At 59.0% G+C, this 25,327-nt stretch carries 24 protein-coding genes; 15 read left to right on the top strand and 9 right to left on the bottom strand.

The window, feature by feature from the left end:
* Window positions 1-6: 6 nt before the first annotated feature.
* Window positions 7-831 (top strand): RNA methyltransferase, encoded by an 825-nt coding sequence (locus J2X71_RS23905; RefSeq protein WP_310385861.1) that lies wholly within the window; start codon window positions 7-9, stop codon window positions 829-831.
* 6 nt (window positions 832-837) lie between these two features.
* On the opposite strand, the gene J2X71_RS23900 is transcribed toward J2X71_RS23905, so the two are convergent.
* Together J2X71_RS23900 and J2X71_RS23895 are read right to left on the bottom strand one after the other, a co-directional pair.
* Complete coding sequence (locus J2X71_RS23900) at window positions 838-1,998, bottom strand: hypothetical protein (RefSeq protein ID WP_310385858.1); 1,161 nt, start codon at window positions 1,996-1,998, stop codon at window positions 838-840.
* A 129-nt stretch (window positions 1,999-2,127) separates the two neighbouring features.
* Window positions 2,128-2,718, bottom strand: coding sequence for a DUF1134 domain-containing protein (locus J2X71_RS23895; RefSeq protein ID WP_007815180.1), 591 nt, complete (start codon window positions 2,716-2,718; stop codon window positions 2,128-2,130).
* A gap of 182 nt (window positions 2,719-2,900) precedes the next feature.
* Between J2X71_RS23895 and chpT the strand changes: the two genes are divergently transcribed.
* Together chpT and J2X71_RS23885 are read left to right on the top strand one after the other, a co-directional pair.
* Window positions 2,901-3,548, top strand: coding sequence for a histidine phosphotransferase ChpT (gene chpT, locus J2X71_RS23890; RefSeq protein ID WP_113321625.1), 648 nt, complete (start codon window positions 2,901-2,903; stop codon window positions 3,546-3,548).
* A 113-nt stretch (window positions 3,549-3,661) separates the two neighbouring features.
* Window positions 3,662-4,024, top strand: a complete 363-nt coding sequence (locus J2X71_RS23885; RefSeq protein ID WP_037104520.1) for a response regulator — start codon at window positions 3,662-3,664, stop codon at window positions 4,022-4,024.
* A 127-nt stretch (window positions 4,025-4,151) separates the two neighbouring features.
* On the opposite strand, the gene ctrA is transcribed toward J2X71_RS23885, so the two are convergent.
* Window positions 4,152-4,853, bottom strand: a complete 702-nt coding sequence (ctrA, locus tag J2X71_RS23880; protein ID WP_007815188.1) for a response regulator transcription factor CtrA — start codon at window positions 4,851-4,853, stop codon at window positions 4,152-4,154.
* Between the two features lie 436 nt (window positions 4,854-5,289).
* Here ctrA and J2X71_RS23875 point away from each other — a divergent pair, with 436 nt between their 5' ends.
* The gene (locus J2X71_RS23875; protein ID WP_007815190.1) at window positions 5,290-5,640 is read left to right on the top strand and encodes a hypothetical protein; all 351 of its coding nucleotides are present in this window, start codon (window positions 5,290-5,292) and stop codon (window positions 5,638-5,640) included.
* A 114-nt stretch (window positions 5,641-5,754) separates the two neighbouring features.
* On the opposite strand, the gene J2X71_RS23870 is transcribed toward J2X71_RS23875, so the two are convergent.
* Entirely contained in the window at window positions 5,755-6,033 is a 279-nt protein-coding gene (locus tag J2X71_RS23870; RefSeq protein ID WP_113321626.1) for a GNAT family N-acetyltransferase, read from the bottom strand.
* Between the two features lie 52 nt (window positions 6,034-6,085).
* Between J2X71_RS23870 and J2X71_RS23865 the strand changes: the two genes are divergently transcribed.
* On the top strand, window positions 6,086-6,601 hold the full coding sequence (locus J2X71_RS23865; protein WP_310385849.1) for a paraquat-inducible protein A: 516 nt from the start codon (window positions 6,086-6,088) through the stop codon (window positions 6,599-6,601).
* A 15-nt stretch (window positions 6,602-6,616) separates the two neighbouring features.
* Here the strand turns inward: J2X71_RS23865 and J2X71_RS23860 are convergent, their stop codons facing one another.
* Entirely contained in the window at window positions 6,617-6,892 is a 276-nt protein-coding gene (locus J2X71_RS23860; RefSeq protein WP_007533628.1) for a DUF1153 domain-containing protein, read from the bottom strand.
* Window positions 6,893-7,290: 398 nt separating this feature from the next.
* Between J2X71_RS23860 and J2X71_RS23855 the strand changes: the two genes are divergently transcribed.
* The gene (locus tag J2X71_RS23855; protein WP_310385684.1) at window positions 7,291-8,037 is read left to right on the top strand and encodes a LuxR C-terminal-related transcriptional regulator; all 747 of its coding nucleotides are present in this window, start codon (window positions 7,291-7,293) and stop codon (window positions 8,035-8,037) included.
* 24 nt (window positions 8,038-8,061) lie between these two features.
* On the opposite strand, the gene J2X71_RS23850 is transcribed toward J2X71_RS23855, so the two are convergent.
* Window positions 8,062-8,778, bottom strand: coding sequence for a sugar transferase (locus tag J2X71_RS23850; RefSeq protein ID WP_405049745.1), 717 nt, complete (start codon window positions 8,776-8,778; stop codon window positions 8,062-8,064).
* A 684-nt stretch (window positions 8,779-9,462) separates the two neighbouring features.
* A complete protein-coding gene (cysQ, locus tag J2X71_RS23845) occupies window positions 9,463-10,260 on the bottom strand; it encodes a 3'(2'),5'-bisphosphate nucleotidase CysQ (RefSeq protein WP_310385681.1) in 798 nt (265 codons plus the stop codon).
* Between the two features lie 507 nt (window positions 10,261-10,767).
* On the opposite strand from cysQ, the gene J2X71_RS23840 reads away from it, so the two are divergent.
* From J2X71_RS23840 to J2X71_RS23810, 7 genes are all read left to right on the top strand, one after another.
* On the top strand, window positions 10,768-11,670 hold the full coding sequence (locus J2X71_RS23840; RefSeq protein WP_310385679.1) for an ABC transporter permease subunit: 903 nt from the start codon (window positions 10,768-10,770) through the stop codon (window positions 11,668-11,670).
* Window positions 11,671-11,673: 3 nt separating this feature from the next.
* A complete protein-coding gene (gene livM, locus J2X71_RS23835; RefSeq protein ID WP_310385677.1) occupies window positions 11,674-13,071 on the top strand; it encodes a high-affinity branched-chain amino acid ABC transporter permease LivM in 1,398 nt (465 codons plus the stop codon).
* Window positions 13,071-13,937, top strand: coding sequence for an ABC transporter ATP-binding protein (locus J2X71_RS23830; RefSeq protein ID WP_113321633.1), 867 nt, complete (start codon window positions 13,071-13,073; stop codon window positions 13,935-13,937). The genes livM and J2X71_RS23830 overlap by 1 nt, the downstream gene beginning before the upstream one ends.
* Window positions 13,937-14,668 (top strand): ABC transporter ATP-binding protein, encoded by a 732-nt coding sequence (locus tag J2X71_RS23825; protein ID WP_007816029.1) that lies wholly within the window; start codon window positions 13,937-13,939, stop codon window positions 14,666-14,668. Before J2X71_RS23830 ends, J2X71_RS23825 begins: the two co-directional genes overlap by 1 nt.
* A 22-nt stretch (window positions 14,669-14,690) precedes the next feature.
* Window positions 14,691-15,044, top strand: coding sequence for a DUF6867 family protein (locus J2X71_RS23820; RefSeq protein WP_113321634.1), 354 nt, complete (start codon window positions 14,691-14,693; stop codon window positions 15,042-15,044).
* A 119-nt stretch (window positions 15,045-15,163) separates the two neighbouring features.
* Complete coding sequence (locus tag J2X71_RS23815; protein ID WP_113321635.1) at window positions 15,164-16,285, top strand: branched-chain amino acid ABC transporter substrate-binding protein; 1,122 nt, start codon at window positions 15,164-15,166, stop codon at window positions 16,283-16,285.
* A gap of 165 nt (window positions 16,286-16,450) precedes the next feature.
* Complete coding sequence (locus J2X71_RS23810) at window positions 16,451-17,419, top strand: D-glycerate dehydrogenase (RefSeq protein ID WP_310385671.1); 969 nt, start codon at window positions 16,451-16,453, stop codon at window positions 17,417-17,419.
* A 19-nt stretch (window positions 17,420-17,438) separates the two neighbouring features.
* On the opposite strand, the gene J2X71_RS23805 is transcribed toward J2X71_RS23810, so the two are convergent.
* Together J2X71_RS23805 and J2X71_RS23800 are read right to left on the bottom strand one after the other, a co-directional pair.
* Entirely contained in the window at window positions 17,439-18,350 is a 912-nt protein-coding gene (locus tag J2X71_RS23805; protein WP_310385669.1) for a response regulator transcription factor, read from the bottom strand.
* Complete coding sequence (locus tag J2X71_RS23800; RefSeq protein ID WP_310385667.1) at window positions 18,343-21,729, bottom strand: ATP-binding protein; 3,387 nt, start codon at window positions 21,727-21,729, stop codon at window positions 18,343-18,345. Before J2X71_RS23800 ends, J2X71_RS23805 begins: the two co-directional genes overlap by 8 nt.
* Before the next feature lie 179 nt (window positions 21,730-21,908).
* Between J2X71_RS23800 and J2X71_RS23795 the strand changes: the two genes are divergently transcribed.
* Together J2X71_RS23795 and urtA are read left to right on the top strand one after the other, a co-directional pair.
* Window positions 21,909-23,813, top strand: a complete 1,905-nt coding sequence (locus J2X71_RS23795; protein ID WP_310385665.1) for a phosphatase PAP2 family protein — start codon at window positions 21,909-21,911, stop codon at window positions 23,811-23,813.
* 165 nt (window positions 23,814-23,978) lie between these two features.
* Window positions 23,979-25,271: an urea ABC transporter substrate-binding protein gene (gene urtA, locus J2X71_RS23790; RefSeq protein WP_310385664.1), complete on the top strand. Its 1,293-nt coding sequence runs from the start codon at window positions 23,979-23,981 to the stop codon at window positions 25,269-25,271.
* The last annotated feature ends 56 nt before the right edge of the window (window positions 25,272-25,327 follow it).

Raw genomic sequence — 25,327 nt, 5'->3', positions numbered from 1 at the left:
GCCGGCATGGCCGGACAGCCCCTCACGATCGAAACCCCGGACGATCTGCGGATCGCGGAGTTTCGCGATATCCGCGAGCGCGACCTGACGGGCCGGCAGAACCGCTTCATCGCCGAGGGTACCGTCGTGCTGCGCATGCTCGCCGATGCGCATGCGGCGGGTAGAGGATTTTCAGCCGAAAAGATCTTGCTGCTCCGCAATCGGCTCGACGGCGTGGCGGAGATCCTCGACACCTTTCCGAACGACGTACCCGTCTATGTGGCCGACGCCGATGTTCTTGACGGTATCGTCGGCTTCAACATGCATCGCGGCGTGCTTGCGCTCGGTCGCCGCGAGCAGGCGACGGAAACCATGCTTCTCGATACGCTAGCCGAGCAGGCGTTGGTCCTCGTCGGCTGTGGCATTTCCAATCACGACAATGCCGGGTCGATGTTCCGCAATGCCGCTGCCTTTAAGGCGGATGCGATCCTCCTTGATGAGACCTGCTGCGACCCGCTCTACCGCAAGGCACTGCGCGTTTCGGTCGGCTCGGTCCTGAGCATGCCCTATCATCGCGGTGGCGATGCGCTCGCTCTTCTTTCGAGCCTTGCCGAGCGCGGCTTTTCAATCTGGACGCTTTCGCCACGCGGCGAGACGGATATCCGGCAGATACCGGCTTCCAGTCGCATGGCGCTCGTCGTCGGCACTGAGGGCGAGGGACTGCCGGAAGCGGTGCTTTCCCGTTTCCGCAGTGCGCGCATTCCGCAGTCTGAAGGACTGGACAGTCTCAACGTGGCCACGGCGACGGGTATTGCGCTCTTTGCCATATCTGCGGCGATGGCGCGGATCTGACGGGGTTCAGCGCTGCGGATCGGCGATGATTACGGCTGCGCGGTCGGCGAGGTTTACGCGGTCGTTTGCGCCCTTCTTCTCCCCGCCATCGGGCAGCAGGGACAGGATCGGAGAGGACGGGCCTTCCTTGAGCGCAGTGAGCGCTACCATGTTGGCGGCGATCGAGGTGATTTCCTCGCGAAGCGCGCCATCACGGCCGGTATTGTTTCTTGCCTTCTGAAGGTGGTCGGCAAGTGCTGCGCTGCGCCGGCGCACATTGTCGCTCATCTGCGCTGTGATGGCAGCGAGATCGAGTTCAGAGGCCTCTGCTTCGCTGGTCGCTTCGGCGGGCAGATCGGCAATGGCCTTGGAGAGGCCGGCATCACGCAGCACCTTGGCGACCTTACGGAGTTCGGCATTGGCAGCCTTCAACTGATCCTTCAGCTTGGCGATTTCCTGTTGCCGGCGGCCGAGCAGGGCTTCCTTGTCCGCAGCAGAGGCGGCCTCACGGGCGGCCTTGTCTTCCAGGCGAATGACCATGTGCTGCTGCTGGCTGAGCTTCTGTTCGGCATCCTTGGCGCGCTTCTGCAGCACGGTCACGTCCTGGCGCATCGTATCGCGTTCGTCGCGCAGGGCATTGGTGCGGAACTTCAGATTCTCGGCTTCAGTCTCACGCGCAGCAAGGTCGATCTTGAGGTTGTTGGCCTGTTCGGTGATCTTGGAAAGCCGCGCCCGCAGCGTTTCCAGCTCGCTATCCTTGTTGGAGCCAGCCTGCTCGGCAATATGCAGGCTCGTCTTCAACTGGCTGATATAGTTTTCGTCCCTGCGCAGGTGGGAGCGCTGCTCGGCAGCCTCTACCTGCATTTCGCCGATCTGCGCGCGCGCCTCATTGACTTCAGAGGCCAGCCTGCCGGCATCGACGGCGAGTGCGTCGTGGCGCAGCTGGAGGGAGAGCGACTTTTCGCGTTCGCGGTGCAGGTCCTGTGCGGTGCGGGCATTTTCAGCAGCGTAGAGCGCGCGCACCATGTCTTTCTGTGCCCGTACTTCCTGCGGGCTCAGCGGCATCGTCGCCTTCAGGCGGTTTTCGGTATACCAGACGATGCGGCGGTGGACCGCGGGCGAAACCAGAAAGACGAGAAAGGCCGCGGTCAGGAAGCCCAATCCGAACAAAAGAGCGTATTCGATCACGGCGCGGCCATCGATTCGAAGGTTGATACGGGTCAGTCCGCCTGATTAAGCACGCAGCGCGCGCAGCGACAAGGCTGCGGGCACCGGCAAGACCATATTCCCAAGGATATTAGCGGTGATTTTGGTTTTTCAGAAGGGGTTCCAGGTCGGGTTCGGGGTGACCTTCAGATAGCCGACATTGATGCCGAGGCGGGCGCCGACACCAGTGCGGATCGGCACAACCAGAACATTGTTGTTCTTGAGAAGCGTCATGCCGAAGCCGGCAATGACATAGGCTGAGCCGCTGACGCCGCCGAAGCGAGCATAGATGGAGTCGATGGACGGCAGGTCGTAGACCAACATCATGACGCGGGAGCCCTGGCCACCGTAATCGAGGCCAAGAGATGGACCCTGCCAGTAAAGCGGATGCTCGCCGGCATTCTTGGTATTTAGCTGGCCTTCGCCGTAGGTGAGGCCAGCGATGAAGGCGCCGCCGCCCTCCTGGCCGAGGATGTAGCCGTTCGGCAGGCCGTATTTCTGGAAGGCGCTTTCAACGACTTTGGCAAGGCCGCCGCTGGTCTCGCCGAAGAAGGAATGACCGGCATCTACGATTTCCTGCACTGTGTACTGGCCGTTGTTCTGCTGCGCTGCGGCCTGTCCGGTAATCATCACCGACGAGATCATGATAGCGGTCAGCAACTTGCAGAAGCCGATAAATCTTCCGAGAAATTGGAGGCGCATGATGTCATCCATTCGTCATTGTCGGGGGGCATTGGCATTTGATGCATTTTGCTCCGATCGTCTTAACAATCGGTTTACCAAATATGGTGTCATTATGGCGGCGAGTACGGTCGCAAACTTCGCGCAATTTTGATCAGGCACACTACCGGGTGGAATGACACTGCCGCCCTCAGGAGACGATGATGTCCAAGAACCCGAATCTCACTTTGTCCGGCCCGGACCTGGCAGCACTTCTTTGCAGTCGTGTGTGCCATGACGTGATCTCGCCCGTCGGCGCGATCAATAACGGTCTGGAGCTTCTGGACGAAGGCGGAGCGGATTCGGACGCGATGGATCTCATCCGCACCAGTGCGCTCAATGCCTCGGTCCGTCTCAAATTCGCACGCCTTGCCTTCGGTGCATCCGGTTCCGTCGGCGCCTCGATCGATACCGGCGAGGCCGAACGTGCAGCCAAGGACTTTGCCGTGGCAGAGAAGAAGACCGAGGTCAGCTGGAGCGGCCCACGCGCGATCGTCGCCAAGAACAGGGTCAAGCTTCTCCTTAACCTCTTCCTCGTCGCATATTCTTCCATTCCGCGTGGCGGCAATCTGGATATTACGCTGGAAAATCCGGAATTCGATGCCAGTTTCAAGCTCGTCGCCAGGGGCAAGCTGATGCGCTTGCCGCCGAAATTCGTCGAAATCGCTACCGGCACCGCCGAGGAAGCGATCGATGCGCATTCGATCCAGCCTTATTACACTGTGCTGCTAGCGGAAGAATGCGGCATGGTTCTGGATTATTCAGCCAGCGCCGAAGAGATCGTCTTCACTGCCAAAGTAGCCGCAGCGTAATTCACGGATTGCTGATCGAAGCGAGTGCAGTAACGATTCCTTAGCCTGATCAACCTATCCTCGAAGGTTAGGAAGACCCTCGACGGAGACAGCGCGAGGGGTAAGGAGCTGCCATGCAAAGATTCATGATCACCGATAGTTCGGACATCGTTCGCAAGGTCGGCAAGCGAATCCTTTCAGAGCTCGATTTTCTGGTCAGCGAAGCTTCGAATGCCGAGGAGGCGTTGCAGCGCTGCCAGGCTGAGCTTCCCGAATATCTGATCGTCGATTCGGGCATGGAAGGCGCGCTCGATCTCATTGCCAATATCCGCGCCATGGACGGCGGCAAAGAGGTCAAGATCTACTATTGCGTCATCGAGGCCGATCTGAAGAAGCTGATGGCCGGCAAGCGGGCAGGGGCAACCGACTTCCTGCTCAAGCCGTTCGACCGCAAAATCCTTACCGCCGTGTTCGGAAATCGCGCAATCGCTGCCTGAATAGGTCGCACAAATCGTTAACGGGGGCCGTCCTTTTGGGCGGCTTTTTCATTTCCGCACATTGCCGACAAAATAAAAGTCCCGCCGGAGAGGCGGGACTTTTCATTTGGTAAGGGGATTCGGCGGATCAGGCGGTTTCGGCGTATTCGGCACCATCGGGCTCGCGCAGCACATAGCCGCGGCCCCAGACGGTTTCGATGTAATTGGCGCCGCCGGCAGCATTTGCGAGCTTCTTGCGCAGCTTGCAGATGAAGACGTCGATGATCTTCAGTTCCGGCTCGTCCATGCCGCCATAGAGGTGGTTAAGGAACATTTCCTTGGTGAGCGTGGTGCCCTTGCGGAGCGAAAGAAGCTCCAGCATCTGATATTCCTTGCCCGTCAGGTGGACGCGCTGGCCGCCGACTTCGACGGTCTTGGCGTCGAGGTTGACGATAAGCTCGCCCGTGATGATGACAGACTGGGCATGACCCTTGGACCGGCGGACGATGGCGTGGATACGGGCGACGAGCTCGTCCTTGTGGAACGGCTTGGTCATGTAGTCGTCGGCGCCGAAGCCGAGACCACGAACCTTGTCTTCGATGCCGGCCATGCCCGAGAGGATGAGGATCGGCGTCTTGACCTTCGACAGGCGGAGAGTGCGCAGCACTTCGTATCCGGACATGTCGGGAAGGTTCAGATCGAGAAGGATGATATCGTAATCATACAACTTGCCCAGATCCACGCCTTCTTCGCCGAGATCTGTCGTATAAACATTAAAACTCTCAGATTTGAGCATCAGTTCGATGCTCTGCGCCGTAGCGCTGTCATCCTCGATGAGAAGTACCCGCATAATTATCCCCTTTACCGCCGCCGAAAGGTGGCATGGCCCCCTACGCGATACCGAATAAGCTACGTGATTTGGAAGCTGCCACGAAATGGTTAACAAATTCTAATTCACTCTGGCAAGGAGTATCGAATTTATTAAATAATTTTTCCATTTCCCTGTTTTCCAATGGGAATCTCGAAACGCAATTCTCAACTTCAACATTAAGAATATGCGCTAAGTGATTCATCCGACTCGCTAATGAAAAGGTTCGGCTTTCCTGTCCTGGTGTTTACCGAGCCTTAAATCATCGGGCCTATCATTAACGATGCCCGTAAACGAAAGGTTACCAGCGGTAGGTTTTTGTTAATATCGCAGGAAATTTTTTAGCAAACCGTGTCAAAGCGGCGCGCAAGGGCGGTTTCAAGTTGAGCCGGGGTCTCGCATCACGGGAGTAATGCGTATGAAGTCGCGAGAGAGCCTCGTTCGCCTGAAAGAGTTTCAGGTTAACGAAAAACGTCGTCAGCTGCAGCAGTTGCAGATGATGATGTCCGAATTTGAACGGATGACGAAGGATCTGGAGAGCCAGATCGTCGTCGAGGAAAAGAAGTCCGGTATTTCCGACCCGAATCACTTTGCATATCCGACCTTCGCCAAGGCCGCACGTCAGCGCGCCGACAATCTTCAGGTCTCGATCAAGGAACTGAAGGTTCAGGAGGAGGCGCTGGAATTGGCGCTTGAGGAAATGCAGGCGGAATATGCCAGGGCAACGGCGCTCGAAGAGCGTGATGGCGCGGTTCGCGTCCGGGCCTGACGAATGTTGCAGGCGCCGGTCACGGCGCCTTGGGGGATAACCACAGAAGCCATGCATGACGGGCGCGGTGTCCGTCATGCATGGCTTTTGGTGTTTCTTTCGTATGGTGGATGTTCAGTTTACCACGTCGTTCCATTCCGGATGGCGCTGCGCCTGTGATTTAAAGAAGGGGCAGAGCGGGATGATCTTCCAGCCGCCCTCGCGGGCTGCCTCGACCGCATGAAGGGCGAGTGCCTGGCCGACGCCCTTGCCGCGCAAAGCGTCCGGCACGCCGGTATGATCGATGATGATGAGTTTCGGTGATGTGCGGGAATAGGTCATTTCCGCTTCATGGCCTTCCAGCGTCGCAACATAGCGGCCGCCGGAGGTGTTTTCTTCAATCCTGATATCCATGCCTGTCTCCTGACGAATTATGTGATCGCGAGCGTGACATGGCGGCATCGGCATGCCAAGCCGTAGCGGCAGGAGACAGTGTGTTCAAAGGGGAGGCGGAAAATTGAACAGGCTTTCGGCGGTCCGGCCCGTTCTATTGGTGACGGCGCCGTTTCTACTGGCGCTTGGCCTCGTGTTGCCGCTCATCCGCTTCGAGAAGCTCTGGTTCTTCGACGAGACGCCGTCACTGCTGGAAATCGTGGCTTCGCTCTGGAATGGAGGTGACGTGGCGCTTGCGGCACTGGTTGCGCTCGTCTCGATCGTATTGCCGGTTTTGAAAATGATCGGGATCGCGGCTGAATCCGTGGCTGCCGGCGGCACCGGCAGCCTGTTTTATCGCAACGTCGTGCCGCATCTGTCCAAGTGGTCCATGATGGACGTGCTGCTGGTCGCGATCGTGATTGCGGCAGCGAAGACGACGGGACTTGCGAATGCGTTTACGCAACCCGGCCTCTGGTGTTACGCGGCCTCGGCAATGATTTCGGGCCTTCTTCATTCCCTCAAGGGAAATGCGTCCGGCCCGAAATAATCAAATCGAATGGAATCAGTGGCGGTACTGCTGGATGCGCGTAGTGCGCAGGCCGGCGAGACCATGGCTGTTGATGGAGGACTGCCAGGAAAGGAATTCTTCGACAGTAAGCGTGTAACGCTCACAGGCTTCTTCCAAGCTCAACAGGCCACCGCGAACAGCCGCGACAACCTCTGCCTTCCGGCGGATGACCCAGCGCCGCGTGTTCGGCGGCGGAAGATCCGCAATCGTCAGGGGGCTGCCATCGGGGCCGATGACATATTTCACTCGGGGACGTATCATTTCGGTCATTGGACTCTCTACACAACGCAAGACCACGGGCGCCACTCTAACTTGCCACATTTAAAAATTGCCTAAACGCATCGTAACACTTTGATAATAACTTTAGACGCGCGCCGGAGGGCTGATTTGCTGGCCCCTGCCGTTACGTCAATTTGATGCGGCTGCATGGGAGCCATGCGGAATAAATGTTACATATTTCTTCCGGATAATTTTATAAGCGCTGCAACATAAGTATGAGCGCAAAGACTTCGTCTCCGTTGCTCCCGCAGTATCAATAAAGATTGCCGTTTGAATGCTTCGTATCCTTCGGATGCGGGGCAGATGCTGTCTTTCCTGATGTCCGGCGCGTCCAAGCCGCTGCCGGTTGCGAGGCCGAGCCGAAGCCAGGCCCGTGAAGGAATAAGAGAATGAAGAGACGTGAACGCGCAGTCCGCGACTGCGCCGATGATGCCGCATTTTCTGCGTTCAAGGCCAGTTCTGCGGGCATTTCCGCTGTCGACGGTGCAAGCCGCCTGGACGAGCTGACGAAGGCCGCCGGGTTCGAATTCCACCTGTTTTCCGTATTCCCGCGCGGGGACCGGACGGCCTTTCTCGAGAACAAGCTGATCAGCAACTGGCCGCAGAGCCTCGTCAACTTTTACGAGGAGGCGGACCTCTTCTATTGCAGCAAGCTGGTCGCCGTCATGAAGCGCACGATCATGCCCATTTTCTGCGAAGAGGGGCCTTTTGGTGGCAATGCAGCGAATCAGGAAAACCGCCGTCTGAACACGATGTTTCAGATGCACGGGCTGAAGCATACGTTCGCGTTCGCGCTGCACGACGCTGACCTGAAACAATACATCTTCGCCTTTTCGGGCGCGCGTGCCATGCCCTCCCGCGAAGAAGCGACGGCGCTGCTTTATGGCTGTATGGAGCTTCTGGACACGCTGCCGGGCGACGAGAAGCCGGAAGACCGGCCCTCGGAAAGCCTCACCCGGCGCGAGATCGAATGCCTGCGCTGGTCGGCCGCAGGCAAGAGCAGCGACGAAATAGCGATCATTCTCGATCTCTCATCGCATACGGTGGTGGGATATCTGAAGAGCGCGATGCGCAAACTGGATTCGGTCAACCGCATGCAAGCCGTCGCCCGGGCATTTCGGTATCGGCTGCTGTAACAGCCGATACCCTTACTTCTCCAATCAGAAGCCTTTGCCGCCATTCAGCTCGGAAATCAGCGTTCCGATGATGATGCGGATGTCCATTAATATCGAGAAGTTCTCGACATAGTGGAGATCGCTGGCGATGCGGGCGCGCGCCTTGGCCGGACGGTCCGTCGGGCCGCGCAGGCCGCGCATCTGCGCCAGGCCGGTGATGCCCGGACGCATGGCGTGGCGGTGATGATATTCCGGAACCAGCTCTTCATAGAGCATGCCGCCGGCACGCATGCCGATTGCATGGCAACGCGGCCCGACAACCGACATGTCACCCTTCAGCACATTGAGGAGCTGCGGGAGCTCGTCAATGTTCGAACGGCGCAGGAAAGCGCCGACGCGTGTGACGCGGGGGTCATTCTTGACCGTCTGCGCAACGCCGGTGACGTCTTGCATATCCGTACGCATGGAACGGAACTTGTAGACCTTGATGGCCCGGCAGTTCTTGCCCCAGCGCGTCTGCTTGAAGAGCACCGGACCGGGGCTGTCCATCTTGATCAGGGCTGCGACGACCAGAAGAAGCGGAGCAAGCACGATAAGTGCGCTGATCGAGGCAAAAATATCGAAGGCTCGCTTCAGCACGAACTGCATGGAGGCAGGTGGCGGAACGATGCTGTCGAGTGCGGTAACTGGGAACCTCGCGTTCACCTGACGAACAGGCGGAACGCGAAAGTTCTCTTCAGAAATACTCTTGTTAAGGTCCATGACGCTCAAGGATCTACCCTTTGTATTTTGAAGCTTTCGGCGGTGTCATTCGCTGGCTTGGTTAGCGCCACATTAAGGCACCAGAATGTTAGGCGACGTTTAACCCTACTACATCCTAAATTTGCGACATTTGTTTAACCGAGTCCAGAGAAATTTCGCATCGCAGCAAACTTCGCAGTTGCGTTAAGTTTATGCAAAATCAGGAGTTTTATTTTTCAACCGGGGTTTTTATTAGGAATCTTATGTGTTTGGTCAGATTCGGAACACAGACGACGGTTGTGATGGCCATGGCTTACACCGTGCCAAAACGCTCCATTCCCGCAGGGTCTACGGGATCCCGGTCCCGTCTAGATCGAATTTATTGTCTATTGCGCCGGAGCCGGATGAGCGGAGGCTGTCGGAATTTGTATTCCGAAACTATGGAGTTAATACCATAATTATGTCTGCTCACGCGTTAATGTTACCGAAGTCACATGATGGCGGCGGTAGCGATTGTGGCGACATTGCGGCGGGAGGGCATGCGACCGGAAGAAGGGAAGGGCGCGGACTCCGAATCAGAAGTGAAGACCGGAGATGGAACTTACCGGGTGATTTTCCCGGCCGGAGGCATCCAGGAAATGGTATCGAACAGCCCGCTACAATATTGCGGCGACAAAGCTGAAAGACACCGACTTTCGGCGATCGCTACGCCCGCTCGAGCGCAGGCTTCGTGCCGCCCCAGGAGACGAAATGGGGATTTGCGAAGTCGAAATCAGCAGCCGCCCCGGTTTTGCCGTAGAGGAGTGGCTGGCCGTCCATCGTAACAGTCGATCCGCCGGCTGCACGCAACACCGCATCGCCGGCCGCGGTATCCCACTCCATGGTGCGGGTGAAGCGTGGGTAGACGTCGGCCTTGCCTTCTGCCAGCAGGCAGAATTTCAGGGACGAGCCGATGTTGGTGCATTTGGAGATCGCGTGCCTCGCGAGGAAGAGGCCAGTCTCGGGACTATCATGCCGAAAACTCGCGAGCGCCATACTTTCTGCGGGCTGTTTGCGCACTTTGATCGGCATTCTCTCCGTTATCGCAAAGTTCTCGTCGATCGCTAGTTTCTCCGCGCTTTCGCGCTCGCCGGAAAACGCGATGCCGAGCGCTGGGGCATAGACGATACCGGCGACGGGGATGCCATTTTCCACATAGGCGATATTGACGGTGAACTCCTGGCGCTTATCCAGGAATTCGCGGGTGCCATCCAAGGGATCGACCAGAAAGAAGGACTTTCCGGCGATATCAGGCACTCTGCCAGCGGCTACCGATTCTTCGGCGATGACGGGGATCTCAGGGAAATCACGTTTCAGATGCGCCAGTATTATGCGCTCGGCCTCCTGGTCGGCGATCGTCACCGGGCTTGCATCGGCTTTCATTTCCACCGGGCAGCCATCACAGAAGACTTCTATAATGGCTTTGCCGGCTTCGAGTGCCGCCCGTTCAAATGTCTTCAGCATATTCCTGCCGTTCGTCTGCAAATTCGTCTTGAGACCACCGCGCTATATATAGTGTATAGGAGGTGCTGCCGCACCCCTTTGCTGGAATCCCGTAACATTAGCACAGGCTCGTAAGGTTTGCACAAAACGCGTCAGAAGCAATTGCCCGTGAAATGCCATTTGCAATTGACAGCATCTTCGAGTTTGAAATTTCGTCGATTTCCTTACTTGTGGAACAGTTTACGCATAAGGCGAGCGTTTCTGGCTTCGTTCGGTGCCAAAAAAATTATTAGCGAAGCCCATTCTGGCTAAAAATTTGCCAGTCGCTGCCGCTTTTGTGTGGATTTTGATTTGAATTGCGCCATTGAGGCCTGTTTGCCCAAGATTCTGGCGCAATAAATCCTTTTTGTCTTCACATTTCCAACGAAACCGCTATGCAATGCGACTAGTGGCTCGTGTGAAAGCACGAGCGATAAAACTAATAAGAGATGCAACTTAAATTTGGTTCGCATCCAGGGGAAATGACATATGGAGTATTTTGTCCAGCAGCTCTTCAATGGGCTGACTCTCGGATCCATCTATGGCCTTGTGGCTATTGGCTATACGATGGTTTACGGCATTATCGGCATGATCAACTTCGCCCATGGCGACATTTTCATGCTCGGTGGTTTCGCTGCTCTTATCGTCTTTCTCGTTCTCACATCCATCTTTGCAGGTCTTCCGGTAGCCGTGCTGCTGCTGGCGATGCTTGTGGTCGCGATGCTGATGACGAGTTTGTGGAATTGGACGATCGAGCGCGTCGCCTACCGCCCGCTGCGCGGTTCTTTCCGCTTGGCGCCGCTGATTACCGCGATCGGCATGTCGATCACGCTATCGAACTTCATCCAGGTCACGCAGGGTCCGCGCAACAAGCCGATCCCGCCACTTGTCGGCACGGTTTATAATGTCGGCAATCTCTCGATCTCGCTGAAGCAGATCATCATCATCATTGTGACCGTCGTCCTGCTCGCCGCCTTCTGGTACATCGTCAACAAGACGGCACTCGGGCGCGCCCAGCGCGCAACGGAGCAAGACCGCAAGATGGCAGCCCTGCTCGGCGTCAATGTCGATCAGACGATCTCCATAACCTTCATCATGGGTGCGGCACTCGCTGCCGTCGCCGGCACGATGTACCTGATGTATTATGGTGTCGCCTCGTTCAACGACGGCTTCGTTCCGGGCGTTAAGGCCTTCACTGCAGCCGTTCTCGGCGGCATCGGCTCACTGCCGGGCGCTGTTCTCGGCGGGCTGATGATCGGCCTTATCGAATCCCTGTGGTCGGCCTATTTCACCATCGCGTACAAGGATGTCGCTACCTTTGCCATTCTTGCATTCGTGCTGATCTTCAAGCCGACGGGCATTCTCGGCCGGCCGGAAGTCGAGAAGGTATAAGTCATGGCAAACATCGACACTTCCGCTGGCAAGTCCGACGCCGGGCTTGTCCAGAAGGGGCTTAGGGAAGCCTTCTTCTCCGGCCTCATCGCACTTGGCCTGTTCGTTCTCTATGTCGGTCTCGGCACGCAGCAGAACATCAACAATGAGTTGATCGTCGTTCAGCGCTGGGGATTGCTGGCCATTTTCGTGCTGGTCGCCGCCGTCGGCCGTTTCATCGTGGTCGTTTTCGTCAGGCCGCATCTTGATCAGCGCAAGCTTTCGAAGGCGCGGCAAGGCGATCTCGAGATTTCGACAGAGAAGGGCTTCTTCCGGACGCATTTCCTGAAGATCGCGCTCGTATTCCTTCTGGTCTATCCGCTTGCCACTGCCTATTTCCTCGGCCCGCAGGGCGCGTTGAAGTGGGTGGACAATTTTGGCATCCAGATCCTGATCTATGTGATGCTCGCCTGGGGTCTGAACATCGTCGTCGGCCTCGCCGGGCTGCTCGACCTCGGTTACGTCGCCTTCTACGCGGTCGGCGCCTATTCCTATGCGCTGCTTTCGGCCCATTTCGGTCTGTCCTTCTGGGTGCTGCTGCCGCTCGCCGGCATTTTTGCAGCTCTCTGGGGCGTCATCCTCGGCTTTCCGGTGCTGCGCCTGCGCGGCGACTATCTTGCGATCGTCACGCTTGCCTTCGGTGAAATCATCCGCCTAGTCATCATCAATTGGACGGAAGTGACCAAGGGTACCTTCGGTATCTCCGGCATCGCCAAGGCTTCGGTTTTCGGCATCTTGAGCTTCGATGTCGGCAAGGCGAACAATTTCGCCAAAGTTTTCGGCCTGCCGTCATCATCGGCCTACTACAAGATCTTCCTGTTCTACGTCATTCTGGCGCTCTGCATGCTGACGGCCTATGTGACGATCCGTCTGCGCCGCATGCCGATCGGCCGTGCGTGGGAAGCATTGCGCGAGGATGAAATTGCCTGCCGCTCGCTCGGCATCAACACGGTGACGACGAAGCTGACGGCTTTCGCCACCGGTGCGATGTTCGGTGGCTTCGCCGGCTCCTTCTTCGCCGCACGCCAGGGCTTCGTCTCGCCGGAATCCTTCGTGTTCCTGGAATCGGCCGTCATCCTCGCCATCGTCGTTCTCGGCGGCATGGGTTCGCTGACAGGTATTGCGATTGCCGCCGTCGTCATGGTTGGCGGTACGGAAGTGCTGCGCGAAATGGACTTCCTCAAGGTCGTCTTTGGGCCGGATTTCACGCCGGAACTCTACCGCATGCTGCTCTTCGGCCTTGCCATGGTCATCGTCATGCTGTTCAAGCCGCGCGGTTTCGTCGGTTCGCGTGAACCGACAGCCTTCCTCAAGGAGCGCAAGGCGGTATCCGGAAGCTTTACCAAGGAGGGCCATGGTTGATGAGCCCCGTCGAGAATACGATGTCGAATGACACTTTGCTCAAGGTCGAGCACCTGTCGATGAAGTTCGGCGGCCTGATGGCCATCAACGACTTATCCTTCGAGGCCAAGCGCGGCGAGATCACCGCGCTGATCGGCCCTAACGGTGCGGGCAAAACGACCGTCTTCAACTGCATCACCGGCTTCTACAAGCCGACGATGGGCATGATTACGCTGACGCAGAAGAGCGGCAAGCAGTACCTGCTCGAGCGTCTGCTGGACTTCCGCATCACCAAGGAAGCCAAGGTTGCCCGTACCTTCCAGAACATCCGCCTGTTCTCGGGCCTCACCGTTCTGGAAAATCTGCTGGTTGCCCAGCACAACAAGCTGATGAAGGCTTCGGGCTTCACGGTGCTCGGCCTGCTCGGCATCGGTCCCTATAAGAAGGAAGCGGCTGCCGCCATCGAGCTTGCGCGCTTTTGGCTGGAGAAGGCCGATCTTATCGACCGCGCCGACGATCCTGCCGGCGACCTGCCTTACGGCGCCCAGCGTCGTCTGGAAATCGCCCGCGCTATGTGCACCGGTCCGGAGCTGCTTTGCCTCGATGAGCCGGCTGCCGGTCTCAATCCGCGTGAATCGGCAGCGCTCAATGCCTTGCTGAAAGGCATTCGCACCGAAACCGGGACCTCTATCCTGCTCATCGAGCACGACATGTCGGTGGTCATGGAAATTTCCGACCACGTCATCGTTCTGGAATACGGCCAGAAGATTTCCGACGGCAACCCTGACCACGTGAAGAACGACCCGAGGGTTATTGCGGCCTATCTCGGTGTCGAAGATGAAGAAGTCGAAGAGGTCATTGCGACCGTAGAAGGGGGCGCAATCTGATGGCGGCCGGAGAACAGCTTCTCAAGGTTCAGGGCGTCGAGACATATTACGGCAATATCCGCGCACTCGCCGGCATCGATGTCGAGGTGAAAAAGGGTGAAATCGTCAGCCTGATCGGCGCCAATGGCGCCGGCAAGTCGACGCTGATGATGACGATCTGCGGCAGCCCGCAGGCCCGTACCGGCTCGATCATCTTCGACGGCCAGGACATCACCAGGCTACCGACGCACGAGATCGCACGGCTGCGTATCGCGCAGTCGCCCGAGGGACGACGCATCTTCCCACGCATGACCGTTCTGGAAAATCTTCAGATGGGCGCGGGTCTCGACAACCTCAAATATTTCAATGAGGACGTCGAGAAGATTTTCACGATGTTCCCGCGCTTGAAAGAGCGCCAGTCGCAGCGCGGCGGTACCCTTTCGGGCGGTGAACAGCAGATGCTTTCGATCGGCCGCGCGCTGATGGCCCGCCCGAAACTCCTGCTGCTCGACGAACCCTCGCTCGGCCTCGCGCCGCTGATCGTCAAGGGCATCTTTGAAGCCATCAAGGTGCTGAACGAGAAGGAAGGGCTGACCGTCTTCCTCGTGGAGCAGAACGCATTCGCCGCACTTAAGCTGTCGCACCGTGCCTATGTGCTCGTGAATGGCAAGGTGACGATGAGCGGCAGCGGCAAGGAACTGCTTGCCAATCCTGAGGTCCGTGCTGCCTATCTCGAAGGCGGGCGGCATTGACCGCAGAAGGGAGAGTTTGATTATGCAGGGACTTTTCTTCGAAAGCGACAACGGCGTAAAGATCGTCATCCGCGGACTCGTTGTGCTCATCGGTTTCTGGACGGCGTGGCGTGCCGGCAGGGCGGTTGCGGACGGCTGGAACAACTATCCGCTGGTCGTCGTCTATACCTTCCTGCTCGCATGGGCGATGCAATTCCTGCATCACGCGCTGTTTAACGGCCCGATGCTCAGCGGCCTCTTCTACATTATCGATTTCGTAACTCTGCTGATCTTCTCGACAGCAGGGTTCCGCTATCGCCGCACCAACCAAATGGTGAACAACTATTACTGGCTGTATGAAAAAACTTCCGCGTTTTCGTGGAAGGAGAAACATTGACAGCCCGTTGAAACTAGGCATGAATTGCCTTCAGAGCGGAACAGCTTTCCTGGCGCAGTCAAAGGTGGGGTATGCGTCAGGCCTTGGAAGAAACCCGCCCAAAAATTGGGAGTAACAATATGAAGAAGTCTCTCTTGTCAGCGGTGGCACTGACGGCGATCGTCGCTTTCGGCGGCATCGCACGAGCTGACATCCTGATCGGCGTGGGTGGTCCGCTGACAGGCCCGAACGCTGCGTTCGGTGCCCAGCTGCAGAAGGGTGCCGAGCAGGCAGCCGCTGACATCAATGCTGCTGGCGGCATCAACGGCGAGCAGATCAAGATCGAACTCGGCGACGACGTTTCCGACCCGAAGCAGGGTATCTCCGTTGCCAACAAGTTCGTTGCTGACGGCGTGAAGTTCGTTATCGGTCACTTCAACTCGGGCGTTTCCATCCCGGCTTCTGAAGTTTACGCCGAAAACGGCATTCTCGAAATTACCCCGGCTGCTACCAACCCTGTTTTCACCGAGCGTGGCCTGTGGAACACCTTCCGCACCTGCGGCCGTGACGACCAGCAGGGCGCTATCGCCGGCAAGTATCTGGCCGACCACTTCAAGGACGCCAAGATCGCCGTCATTCACGACAAGACTCCTTATGGCCAGGGTCTCGCTGACGAAACCAAGAAGGCTCTGAATGCCGCTGGTGTCACCGAAGTCATGTACGAAGGCGTGAACGTCGGCGACAAGGACTTCTCGGCCCTCATCGCAAAGATGAAGGAAGCCGGCGTTTCGATCATCTACTGGGGTGGTCTGCACACCGAAGCCGGTCTCATCATCCGCCAGTCGGCCGACCAGGGCCTGAAAGCAGCGCTCGTTTCGGGTGACGGTATCGTCTCGAACGAACTTGCTTCCATCGCTGGTGACGCCGTTGCCGGTACGCTGAACACCTTCGGCCCGGATCCGACGATCAACCCGGCCAACAAGGACCTCGTTGCGAAGTTCAAGGCTGCCGGCTTCAATCCGGAAGCTTACACCCTCTACTCCTACGCTGCGTTGCAGACGATCGCTGCTGCTGCCAAGGCTGCCGGATCTACCGACGCTGAAGCTGTTGCCGCAGCCATGAAGGAAAAGGGTCCGTTCCCGACCGTTCTCGGCGATATCTCCTTCGACGGAAAGGGCGACCCGAAGCTTCCAGGCTACGTGATGTACGAATGGAAGAAGGGCGAAGACGGCAAGTACAGCTACTTCCCGAAGGCCGACTAATTTCAGCCTCTGGCAGTGATGCCTTTCATGGAAGCCCGGTCATCGACCGGGCTTCTTTCGTTTCGCCTGCGCCGGTCAAGATCGCAGTCTCTACGGGTTCGAAAGCCATTCCATTCCTAGCCTTCATGGCCTAAGTCAGAGGCAAAGGATGGAGGATCCAGATTCATGCCAAAACCCCGCATTCTCGTCACCCGACGCTGGCCTGCCGCGGTAGAGGCCGTGCTCGCGGAGCGCTTCGACCTGACGCTCAACAGAGATGATGTACCGCTTGCTGAAAGCGAACTGCGTCAGGCGCTGGCGGATTATGATGCGGTGTTGCCGACCGTTTCTGACAAGCTGCCGGCTGCGGTCTTTTCCGGGGATGTCCGTACGAAAATCCTCGGCAATTTCGGGGTTGGCTTCAATCACATCGATATCGCCACCGCCAAGGCGAAGGGCATCGTGGTGACGAACACGCCTGGCGTGCTGACCGATTGCACGGCTGATATCGCCATGCTGCTTCTTCTGTCCGTCGCACGTCGCGGCGGGGAGGGCGAGCGGCAGCTGCGTTCCGGCGAATGGAAGGGCTGGTGCCCAACGCATATGGTTGGCACGAAGGTGACGGGCAAGACGGTCGGTATTATCGGCTTTGGACGAATCGGCAAGGCTTTCGCACAACGCTGCCATTTCGGCTTCGGCATGGATGTCGTGTTCTACAATCGCTCACAGATCGATCCCGCCGAAGCGGCACGCTACGGAGCACGTCAGCTTGCTTCGGTGGAGGAGGTGCTTGCCGCTTCCGATTTCGTCTCGCTGCATTGCCCCGGCGGCGCAGAAAACCGGCATTTGATGAATGCTGCGCGGCTTACGGCAATGAAGCCAGGCGCCTTCCTCATCAATACGGCGCGCGGCGACGTGGTCGATGAGATGGCGTTGATTGCTGCGCTTGATAAAGGCGCGATCCGCGGCGCAGGGCTCGATGTCTACGAGGCGGAGCCGCATGTGCCGGACGCATTGCGGCGGATGGAGAATGTCGTTCTGTTGCCGCATCTCGGCAGCGCGACGGAGGAAACCCGCACAGCGATGGGGATGAAGGTCGTGGAGAATGTGACTGATTTCTTCGAGGGCCGCGAGGCGCCGGACCGGGTGGTTTGAGGGTGCTGCCTGCTGCCCCTTATATCTCATGCAGTACGTGCGCTGCCTTCACGGCGGCGGATGCCCTGTTCTCGACGCCGAGCTTCACATAGATCTGTTCCAGGTGCTTGTTCACCGTGCGCGCAGAGAGGCCGAGAATTTCGCCAATATCGCGGTTGGCCTTGCCTTTGGCGATCCACATCAGAACCTCGGATTCGCGCTGTGTCAGCGCAAAGTGCTGACGCAGGACCGCGTCGTCGTTGCGCTGGTTGGCGGCCGTCAAGCGGAAGAGATATTCGTCCGGACCGATGGCGCCGAGGAAGGCGAGTTGCAGGGCAGCCTGCCCGGCATGAGCAATGGAGATGAGTGCATCGCGGGCGGCTGCGGCGCGTTCCTTCATCCAGTTGCCGATCGTGCGGGAGACAACCTCCATGCCGTCGTCGCTGCCCATGGCGGCGTTGACGAGGCGGGTTGCCTGCGGCGTCGACCAGTGGATCGCACCATTGCCCTTCACGGCCAGAAGGTGGCGGCCGGCGGCATCGAGCGCCACGCGCGCGCTCTGCGCCGAGCGTGCGTTGCGCAGGTGAACGCGAATGCGGGCGCGCAGCTCGTCGATATTGATCGGCTTCGACAGGTAGTCGACGCCGCCTGATTCCAGCGCGTGCACGACATGTTCGGTTTCCGTGAGCCCGGTCATGAAGATGACGGGCACCTGGGCGACGGCGGCATTGGCCTTCAAGCGGCGGCAGGTCTCAAAACCGTCCATCGAGGGCATGACCGCATCGAGGAGGATGAGATCGGGCGTGATGCGCTCGACGATATTGAGCGCGGCCGAGCCGGAGGTGGCAATCAGTACGGAAAAGCCTGATTGTTCCAGTGCGTCGGTCAGGAAGCCGAGGGCCTCGGGCGAATCATCGACCAGCAGAACGATGTCGCGGGGAAGCTCAGCCAACGGTTTCACCTTTTTCTTCGAATTTATGCAGGAAATCCATGAAGCCGGTGAGATCGAAGGCGGCGACATAGGAGCGGAGTTCTTCTGTGAATGGCTGATTTGCCTCCACCTTGGCAAGGTCGGTGAGCTTGGCTTCTATGCCTCTGATGTAGCCGATCTCGCCGAGACGCAGCAGTTCCTGTACATGCGCTGTTCCAGGGCTCTTGAGCGGCATGGCAGCAATCACCGGCGCGGGTGTCTGATCGTCGGCATAGAGCCATTTCAGGGCGAGATGCAGGGCCAGCTTGTCGCGCAACTGCTTGATGTCGACCGGCTTGCCGATCGCGTCACTGTGGCTGTCGTCGCTGTCGCTGTGAGCGGCGGCATCGCCGATATTTGCTGATAGCATCAGGATCGGCGCTGTACGTCCCGTCTCGCGCAGCCGGGAGACGAGCTGCCAGCCGTTCATGCCGGGCATGGATATATCGACGAGGAAGAGATCCGGCTCGATGCCTTCGACCAGCGTCAGGCAGTCGGGACCGGTCGCGGCCGTCAGCACGATGAAATCGAGGGGGACCAGGATTTCGCGCATCATCTCGCGATGATCCTCATTGTCGTCGACAACGACGATAGTGCGGCGCGGGCCGTCATAGCTGACGATCTTCTTTTCCTGCGGCGGTGCTGCAACGGCGCGCATGACGGCCGACAGCATGAGACGGACGCGGAAGGTCGAGCCCTTGTCCTTTTCACTCGTGACAGAGATTTCGCCGCCGAGCGTGTTGGTCAGTAGGCGAGTGATGGTGAGGCCAAGGCCGAGACCGGGCATCGGCCGCACGCTCTCCGCTTCGCCGCGCTGAAAGGGTTCGTAAATGCGCGTCAGATCCTTCTCGGCGATGCCGCGGCCTGTGTCGGAGACGGTGAAGGTCGCGACCTGGCTGCGGTAGCCGACATCGAAGGTTACGCTGCCTTCGTCGGTAAACTTGATGGCATTGGAGAGCAGGTTGACGAGAATCTGGCGCAGCCGCTTCTCGTCGGTGCGCACGAATTGCGGCAGGGACGGAGCACGCTCGTGGATGAAGGTGAGCCCCTTTGCCTGCGCCTGCGGTCGGAACATATCGACGATCTGGTCGAGGAAGTCCTGGATATTGATTTCGTTCGAATAGACCTGCAGACGGCCGGCTTCGATCTTCGAGATGTCCAGAAGACCATCGATCAGACCGGAGAGATGTTCGGCGCTGCGGCGGATCACCTTGATCGAGGACTGGCGTGGCGCGGGAATCGTCTCGTCGCGTTCGAGGATCTGCGCATAGCCGAGAACGGCATTCAGTGGCGTGCGCAATTCGTGGCTTAGGCCCACGACATAGCGGCTCTTGGCACGGTTGGCGGCTTCAGCGGTTTCCTTGGCAGTCTGCAGTGCGGCATCGGTTTTCTTGTGGGCAGCGATTTCCTTGAGGAGCAGGGTGTTCTGGCGGGAGGATTCTTCCTCGGCGACGACGCGGCTGTCATGGGCAAGCACATAGAACCAGCAGGCGACGCCGGCGATGACCGAGAAGACGAAGAAGACGATCAGGATGGTGCGGTTCACGACTTCGGCCGTCTCCGGCGAGGCCGAGCTGACCTGATGGGCGATCATCGCAAGAATTGCACCGACGGCCGTCAGCGCCAGCGCCACGGCAATACCGTAGCGGCCGAGGCGGGTGGTCAGCTTCTGGACCATGGTTTCCGGCAGCAGGGTCTTTGCGACGGCGCCGACCTGCGCATTGAAGCGGGCATTCGGCTTGCACATGTCGTGGCAGCGGCTGTCGAGCGAGCAGCAGAGCGAGCAGATCGGAGCGGCATAGGCCGGGCACCAGGCCATATCTTCAGGCTCGAAGGGATGTTCGCAGACGGAGCAGGTGATGGTGGTCAGGTTCTTCCAGGCACGGCGCGGTTTGCGGGCGAGATAGAACTTGCCCTTCGTCGCCCAGGCGAGGGTGGGGGAGGCGATCAGCGCGATCACGAGGGTGATGTAGGGCGCAAGCGAAGCTGCGATCGAGCCGAAGGTGCCGAAATGGGCGATGAGCGCGACGCCGGCCGACAGCGTCATGGCGCCGAGGCCGACCGGGTTGATGTCATAGAGATGGGCGCGCTTGAATTCGATGCCGGGAGGAGCAAGGCCGAGCGGCTTGTTGATGAAGAGATCGGCCGAGATCGTGCAGAGCCAGGCCATGGCGATAATCGAGAAGATACCGAGCGTTTCCTCAAGCAGCCGGTAGATGCCGAGCTCCATCAAGAGCAGCGCGATCGCCACGTTGAAGACCAGCCAGATGACGCGGCCGGGATGGCTGTGGGTCAGGCGCGAAAAGAAGTTCGACCAGGCGAGCGAGCCGGCATAGGCATTCATCACGTTGATCTTCAACTGCGAGACCACGACGAAGGCGGCCATCAGCAGCAGGGCGGCATTGTGCCAGGGGATCATGTAGCCGAAGGCGGTCAGATACATCTGCGCCGGGTCGGCGGCGCGGTCGAGGGGCACGCCGGAGGAGAAGGTCAGCACGACGAGAAATGAACCGGCAAGCAGCTTGGGTGCACCGATGATGACCCAGCCGGGACCGGCGAGGAAGATGGCGAGGCGATGGCGCCATTTGCGCTGCGGGTCCGGCGGCAGGAAGCGCAGGAAGTCCGCCTGTTCGCCGATCTGCGACATCAGCGCCAGGATGACGGCGGAAGCTGCGCCGAATTCGACGAGATTGAAATCTGCGACCGTGCCGGGGGGGCCGGAGACGTGGCGGATACCGGCAAAGGCGCGCCAGACGTCGAATTGGCCCCAGTCCAGAAAGGCGATGAAGATGAAGGGCAGGATATTCAGGATGATCCAGAAAGGCTGGGTCATCAGCTGGAATTTGCTGATCAGCCGCACGCCGTGGGTGACGAGCGGGATCACCATCACGGCGCTGATGATGTAGCCGATCCAGAGTGGAATGCCGAGCGTCAGCTCCAGCGCACCCGACATGATCGAGGCCTCGATCGCAAACAGCATGAAGGTGAAGCTGGCGTAGATCAGCGAGGTGATGGTCGAGCCGATATAACCGAAGCTTGCACCGCGCGTCAGCAGGTCGATATCGACGCCGTGGCGAATGGCGTATCGGCTGATCGGCAGGCCGATCGCCAGCATGGCGACCGAGGCAACGATGATGGCATAGAAGGCATTGGTGGTGCCGTAGGACAGTGTGATAGCGCCGCCGATCGCCTCCAGCGCCAGGAAGGAGATAGCGCCGATCGCCGTCTGCGAGATGCGCTGGGAGGAGAAACGCCGGGCGCTCTTTGCGGTGAAGCGCAGCGCGTAATCTTCAAGCGTCTGGTTGGCGACCCAGCGATTATATTCGCGTCTCACCGGAATGATGCGTTGGCGCGCTGTCATGCCCTCTTTCCGGCGTTCCGGTCAGCTTATCGTCTCCCGAGCCACTTTTGGCGGGATGGACGGGAAAGGCAAGAGGCGGAACGCCGGCAGATTCACAGAACGGCAATATTTTTGAAACCGGTCTGTCACATAAGGGCTCTAACTCTCGCGCCGTCCGTTCAACCATTTCGGGTATCACCATGTCTGTTCCAAGCCTTTGCCGCCTGAGCACCGCGCTCGTCTGCCTTCTTTCGCTCGTGCCATCGCTTGCCGCCGCCGAGCAGGCCACGGCGGCGAAAGCGCCTTATGTGGAGGCTGGAAACACCAACAAGCGTGGCGACGCCTGCTTCTCGACGGTGGACACCAATGCCGCCGTCCATCTTCTCTCCGGCTTCCTCGAAGTCTGGACGCCGCGCACGCCGTTCGTCGACGCCGGTGTAGAGGCCCCGGCCAAGGACAATTGCCCTGCGGTTGCCAAGACGGATTGGGACGGCATTCCCTCAAGCAAGACAGACGGCCAAGTCGTCAACAAGCTCGTCCATGACGCGAACATTGCCTATGTCGTCAAGGCGACGCGAGCACGGACGGCCGATCAGGCGGTTGCTGCTTATCTCGACGATCGGCGGGGCAAGAATGCCAGCATTGTCGATGGCCTCGGCCCGCTGACGGATGCCTGGAAGGCGGGCTCCAAGCAGACCACTACGATCACCGCAGTCGCGGCCGATGCGACGACGGTGAAATACGACGACAAGGGCAACAATCGCGGCGCCGGCAGCAAGCCGGACACGGAAAACAAGACCGATGCCAATCCGGACATGGGCCTTGCCATCGATTTCATCAATGCCGCGAGCGGTGATGGCTCGACGGAGCCGGCCAAGCGCTATTTCAAATATGCCCGTCCCTATCGTTGGAGCCAGGACGTCTCGGTCGTCCCGACGCTCGAGCCCGCCAAGAACGGCAAGCCGGTCGAGGACGGCGGCTTCCCGAGCGGGCATACGGCGGAAGCCTGGCGCGATGCGCTCGCCATGGCCTATCTCGTGCCGCAGCGTTTTCAGGAAATGATCACGCGCGCCAGCGAATTGGGCGAAGACCGTATCCTTGCCGGCATGCATTCCCCCCTCGACGTGATGGGCGGCCGCATGCTCGGCACCGCCGTGGTCGTCTACAATCTGAACAAGGCCGACAATTCAGTGCTGAAGAGCGATGCTTACGCCCAAGCGCAGTCATGGCTCATTGCCAAGTCGGGCGTTGCGGATGCGGGCGCGCTCGAAGTCGCGGCCCATGCAGCGCCGCCCGCCGCAGACCGTTTCGCCGATCATGACGCCAACCGTGCTTACGTGCTGCAGCGCCTGAGCTATGGCCTGCCTACCATCCATGGGACCGACCAGCCGGCGCGCGTGCCGCAGGGCGCCGAAGCGCTTCTCGAAACGCGTCTGCCCTATCTCGACGGCGAGCAGCGCCGCGACGTGCTTGGCACGACGGAGATCGCCTCGGGCTATCCGCTGCTCGATGATGCTGAAGGTTATGGCCGCCTCAACCTGTTTGCCGCGGCAGACGGCTATGGCGCCTTCGATCAGGACGTGACCGTGACGATGGATGCCGCAAAGGGCGGCTTCAATGCGATCGATACCTGGCGCAACGATATCGGCGGCAAGGGCAAACTGGCGAAGCGTGGCAGCGGCATTCTCGGCCTTTCCGGCGCCAACAGTTATGCCGGCGGCACGGTGCTGGAAGAAGGCGTGCTGGTGGCAGGCTCGCCCTCGGCCTTCGGCACCGGCGGACTGTCCGTGAACGGCGGTTCTCTCGTCCTGGCAGCCGATAAGCCGCTGACCGTAGGCGGTGATTACCAGCAGCTCGCCAATGCCGTGGCGAAACCGACGCTCGGTGCTGACGGCGCGGGCACGCTGGTCATCGCGGGCAAGGCGGCACTCTCCGGCGACCTCGACGTCACACTTGCCTCGGGCTACGCCCCGGCGCCCGGAACGAAGATCGAGATCCTGAAGGCGGGAGCCATCACCGGCATCTTCGACAGGTTCACCATCTCCGGCCACAAGGCGACCCTTTCCTATGGCCCGACATCCGTCACCTTGACGATCGGCGGATAATATCGAACTGACAGGGCATCCTCTCCGTGGGATGCCCTGTTTGCCCCTGCCGCCTACGTCATTTTGCGTATGTGTTTTTGCGCTGCAGCACCCGATAGTCCCCTCGGCAACAGTTAATTTCCGTTTCCGGCCTGTTGCGGAACAAGAAGAGGGGAGTTCAACCAGATGAATCTCAGGTCCACTATCACGGGTGCAGCGCTCGGCGCGGTCATGGCCGCATCGGCCGCCTTCCATGGCGCGGTTGCTGCCGACGACACGATCAAGGTCGGCGTGCTGCATTCGCTTTCCGGCACGATGGCGATTTCCGAAACGACGCTGAAAGACGCCATGCTGATGCTCATCGATGAGCAGAACAAGAAGGGCGGTCTCCTCGGCAAGAAGCTCGAAGCCGTCGTCGTCGACCCGGCTTCCGACTGGCCGCTGTTTGCCGAAAAGGCACGCGAACTGATCGAAAAGGACAAGGTTGCGGCCGTCTTCGGTTGCTGGACCTCGTCTTCGCGCAAGTCGGTCCTGCCGGTTTTCGAAGAGCTGAACTCGCTGCTTTTCTACCCGGTCCAGTACGAGGGTGAAGAATCCTCGCGCAACATCTTCTATACGGGTGCCGCTCCGAACCAGCAGGCAATTCCGGCCGTCGACTACCTGATGAACACCGAAGGCGTTAAGCGCTTCGTGCTCGAAGGCACCGACTACGTCTATCCGCGCACGACCAACAAGATCCTGGAAGCCTATCTCGAATCCAAGGGCATTCCGAAGGAAGACATTCTGATCAACTATACGCCGTTCGGCTTCTCCGACTGGCAGACGGAAGTCTCGAAGATCAAGGAATTCGGCGCTGCCGGCAAGAAGACCGCCGTCGTCTCCACCATCAACGGTGATGCTAACGTTCCCTTCTACAAGGAACTTGGCAACCAGGGCGTCAAGGCAACCGACATTCCGGTCGTCGCCTTCTCGGTCGGCGAAGAAGAGCTTGCCGGTCTCGACACCAAGCCGCTCGTCGGCCATCTGGCAGCCTGGAACTACTTCGAATCGGTCGATACGCCGATCAACAAGAAGTTCATCAAGGAATGGCACGCCTACACCAAGAACGACAAGCGCGTGACCAACGACCCGATGGAAGCTGCCTATATCGGCTTCAACGCTTGGGTTAAGGCTGTTCAGGCCGCCGGCACGACCGATACGGATGCGGTCCTCGACCACATTATCGGTGTTTCCGTTCCGAACCTTTCCGGCGGCACCGCGACCGTCATGCCGAACCACCACATCACCAAGCCGGTGCTGATCGGTGAAATCCAGGCAAACGGCCAGTTCGAAATCGTCCAGCAGACCCCTGAGGTCGTCGGCGACGAATGGTCCGACTTCCTGCCGGACTCCAAGGATCTGATCTCCGATTGGCGCAAGCCGATGAACTGCGGCAACTTCAACGTTGCCACCGGCAAGTGCGGCGGCAAGGGTTCCTGAGTTAGCCGATCCGACACGAGCCAGAAGAACTTCCGTCCGGATTTCAAATCCGGGCG

The organism is Rhizobium sp. 1399, assembly GCF_031455475.1.
GTDB lineage: Bacteria > Pseudomonadota > Alphaproteobacteria > Rhizobiales > Rhizobiaceae > Rhizobium.
Note: the sequence above shows the minus strand (reverse complement) of the source record. Positions and strands in the feature narration are given on the sequence as shown.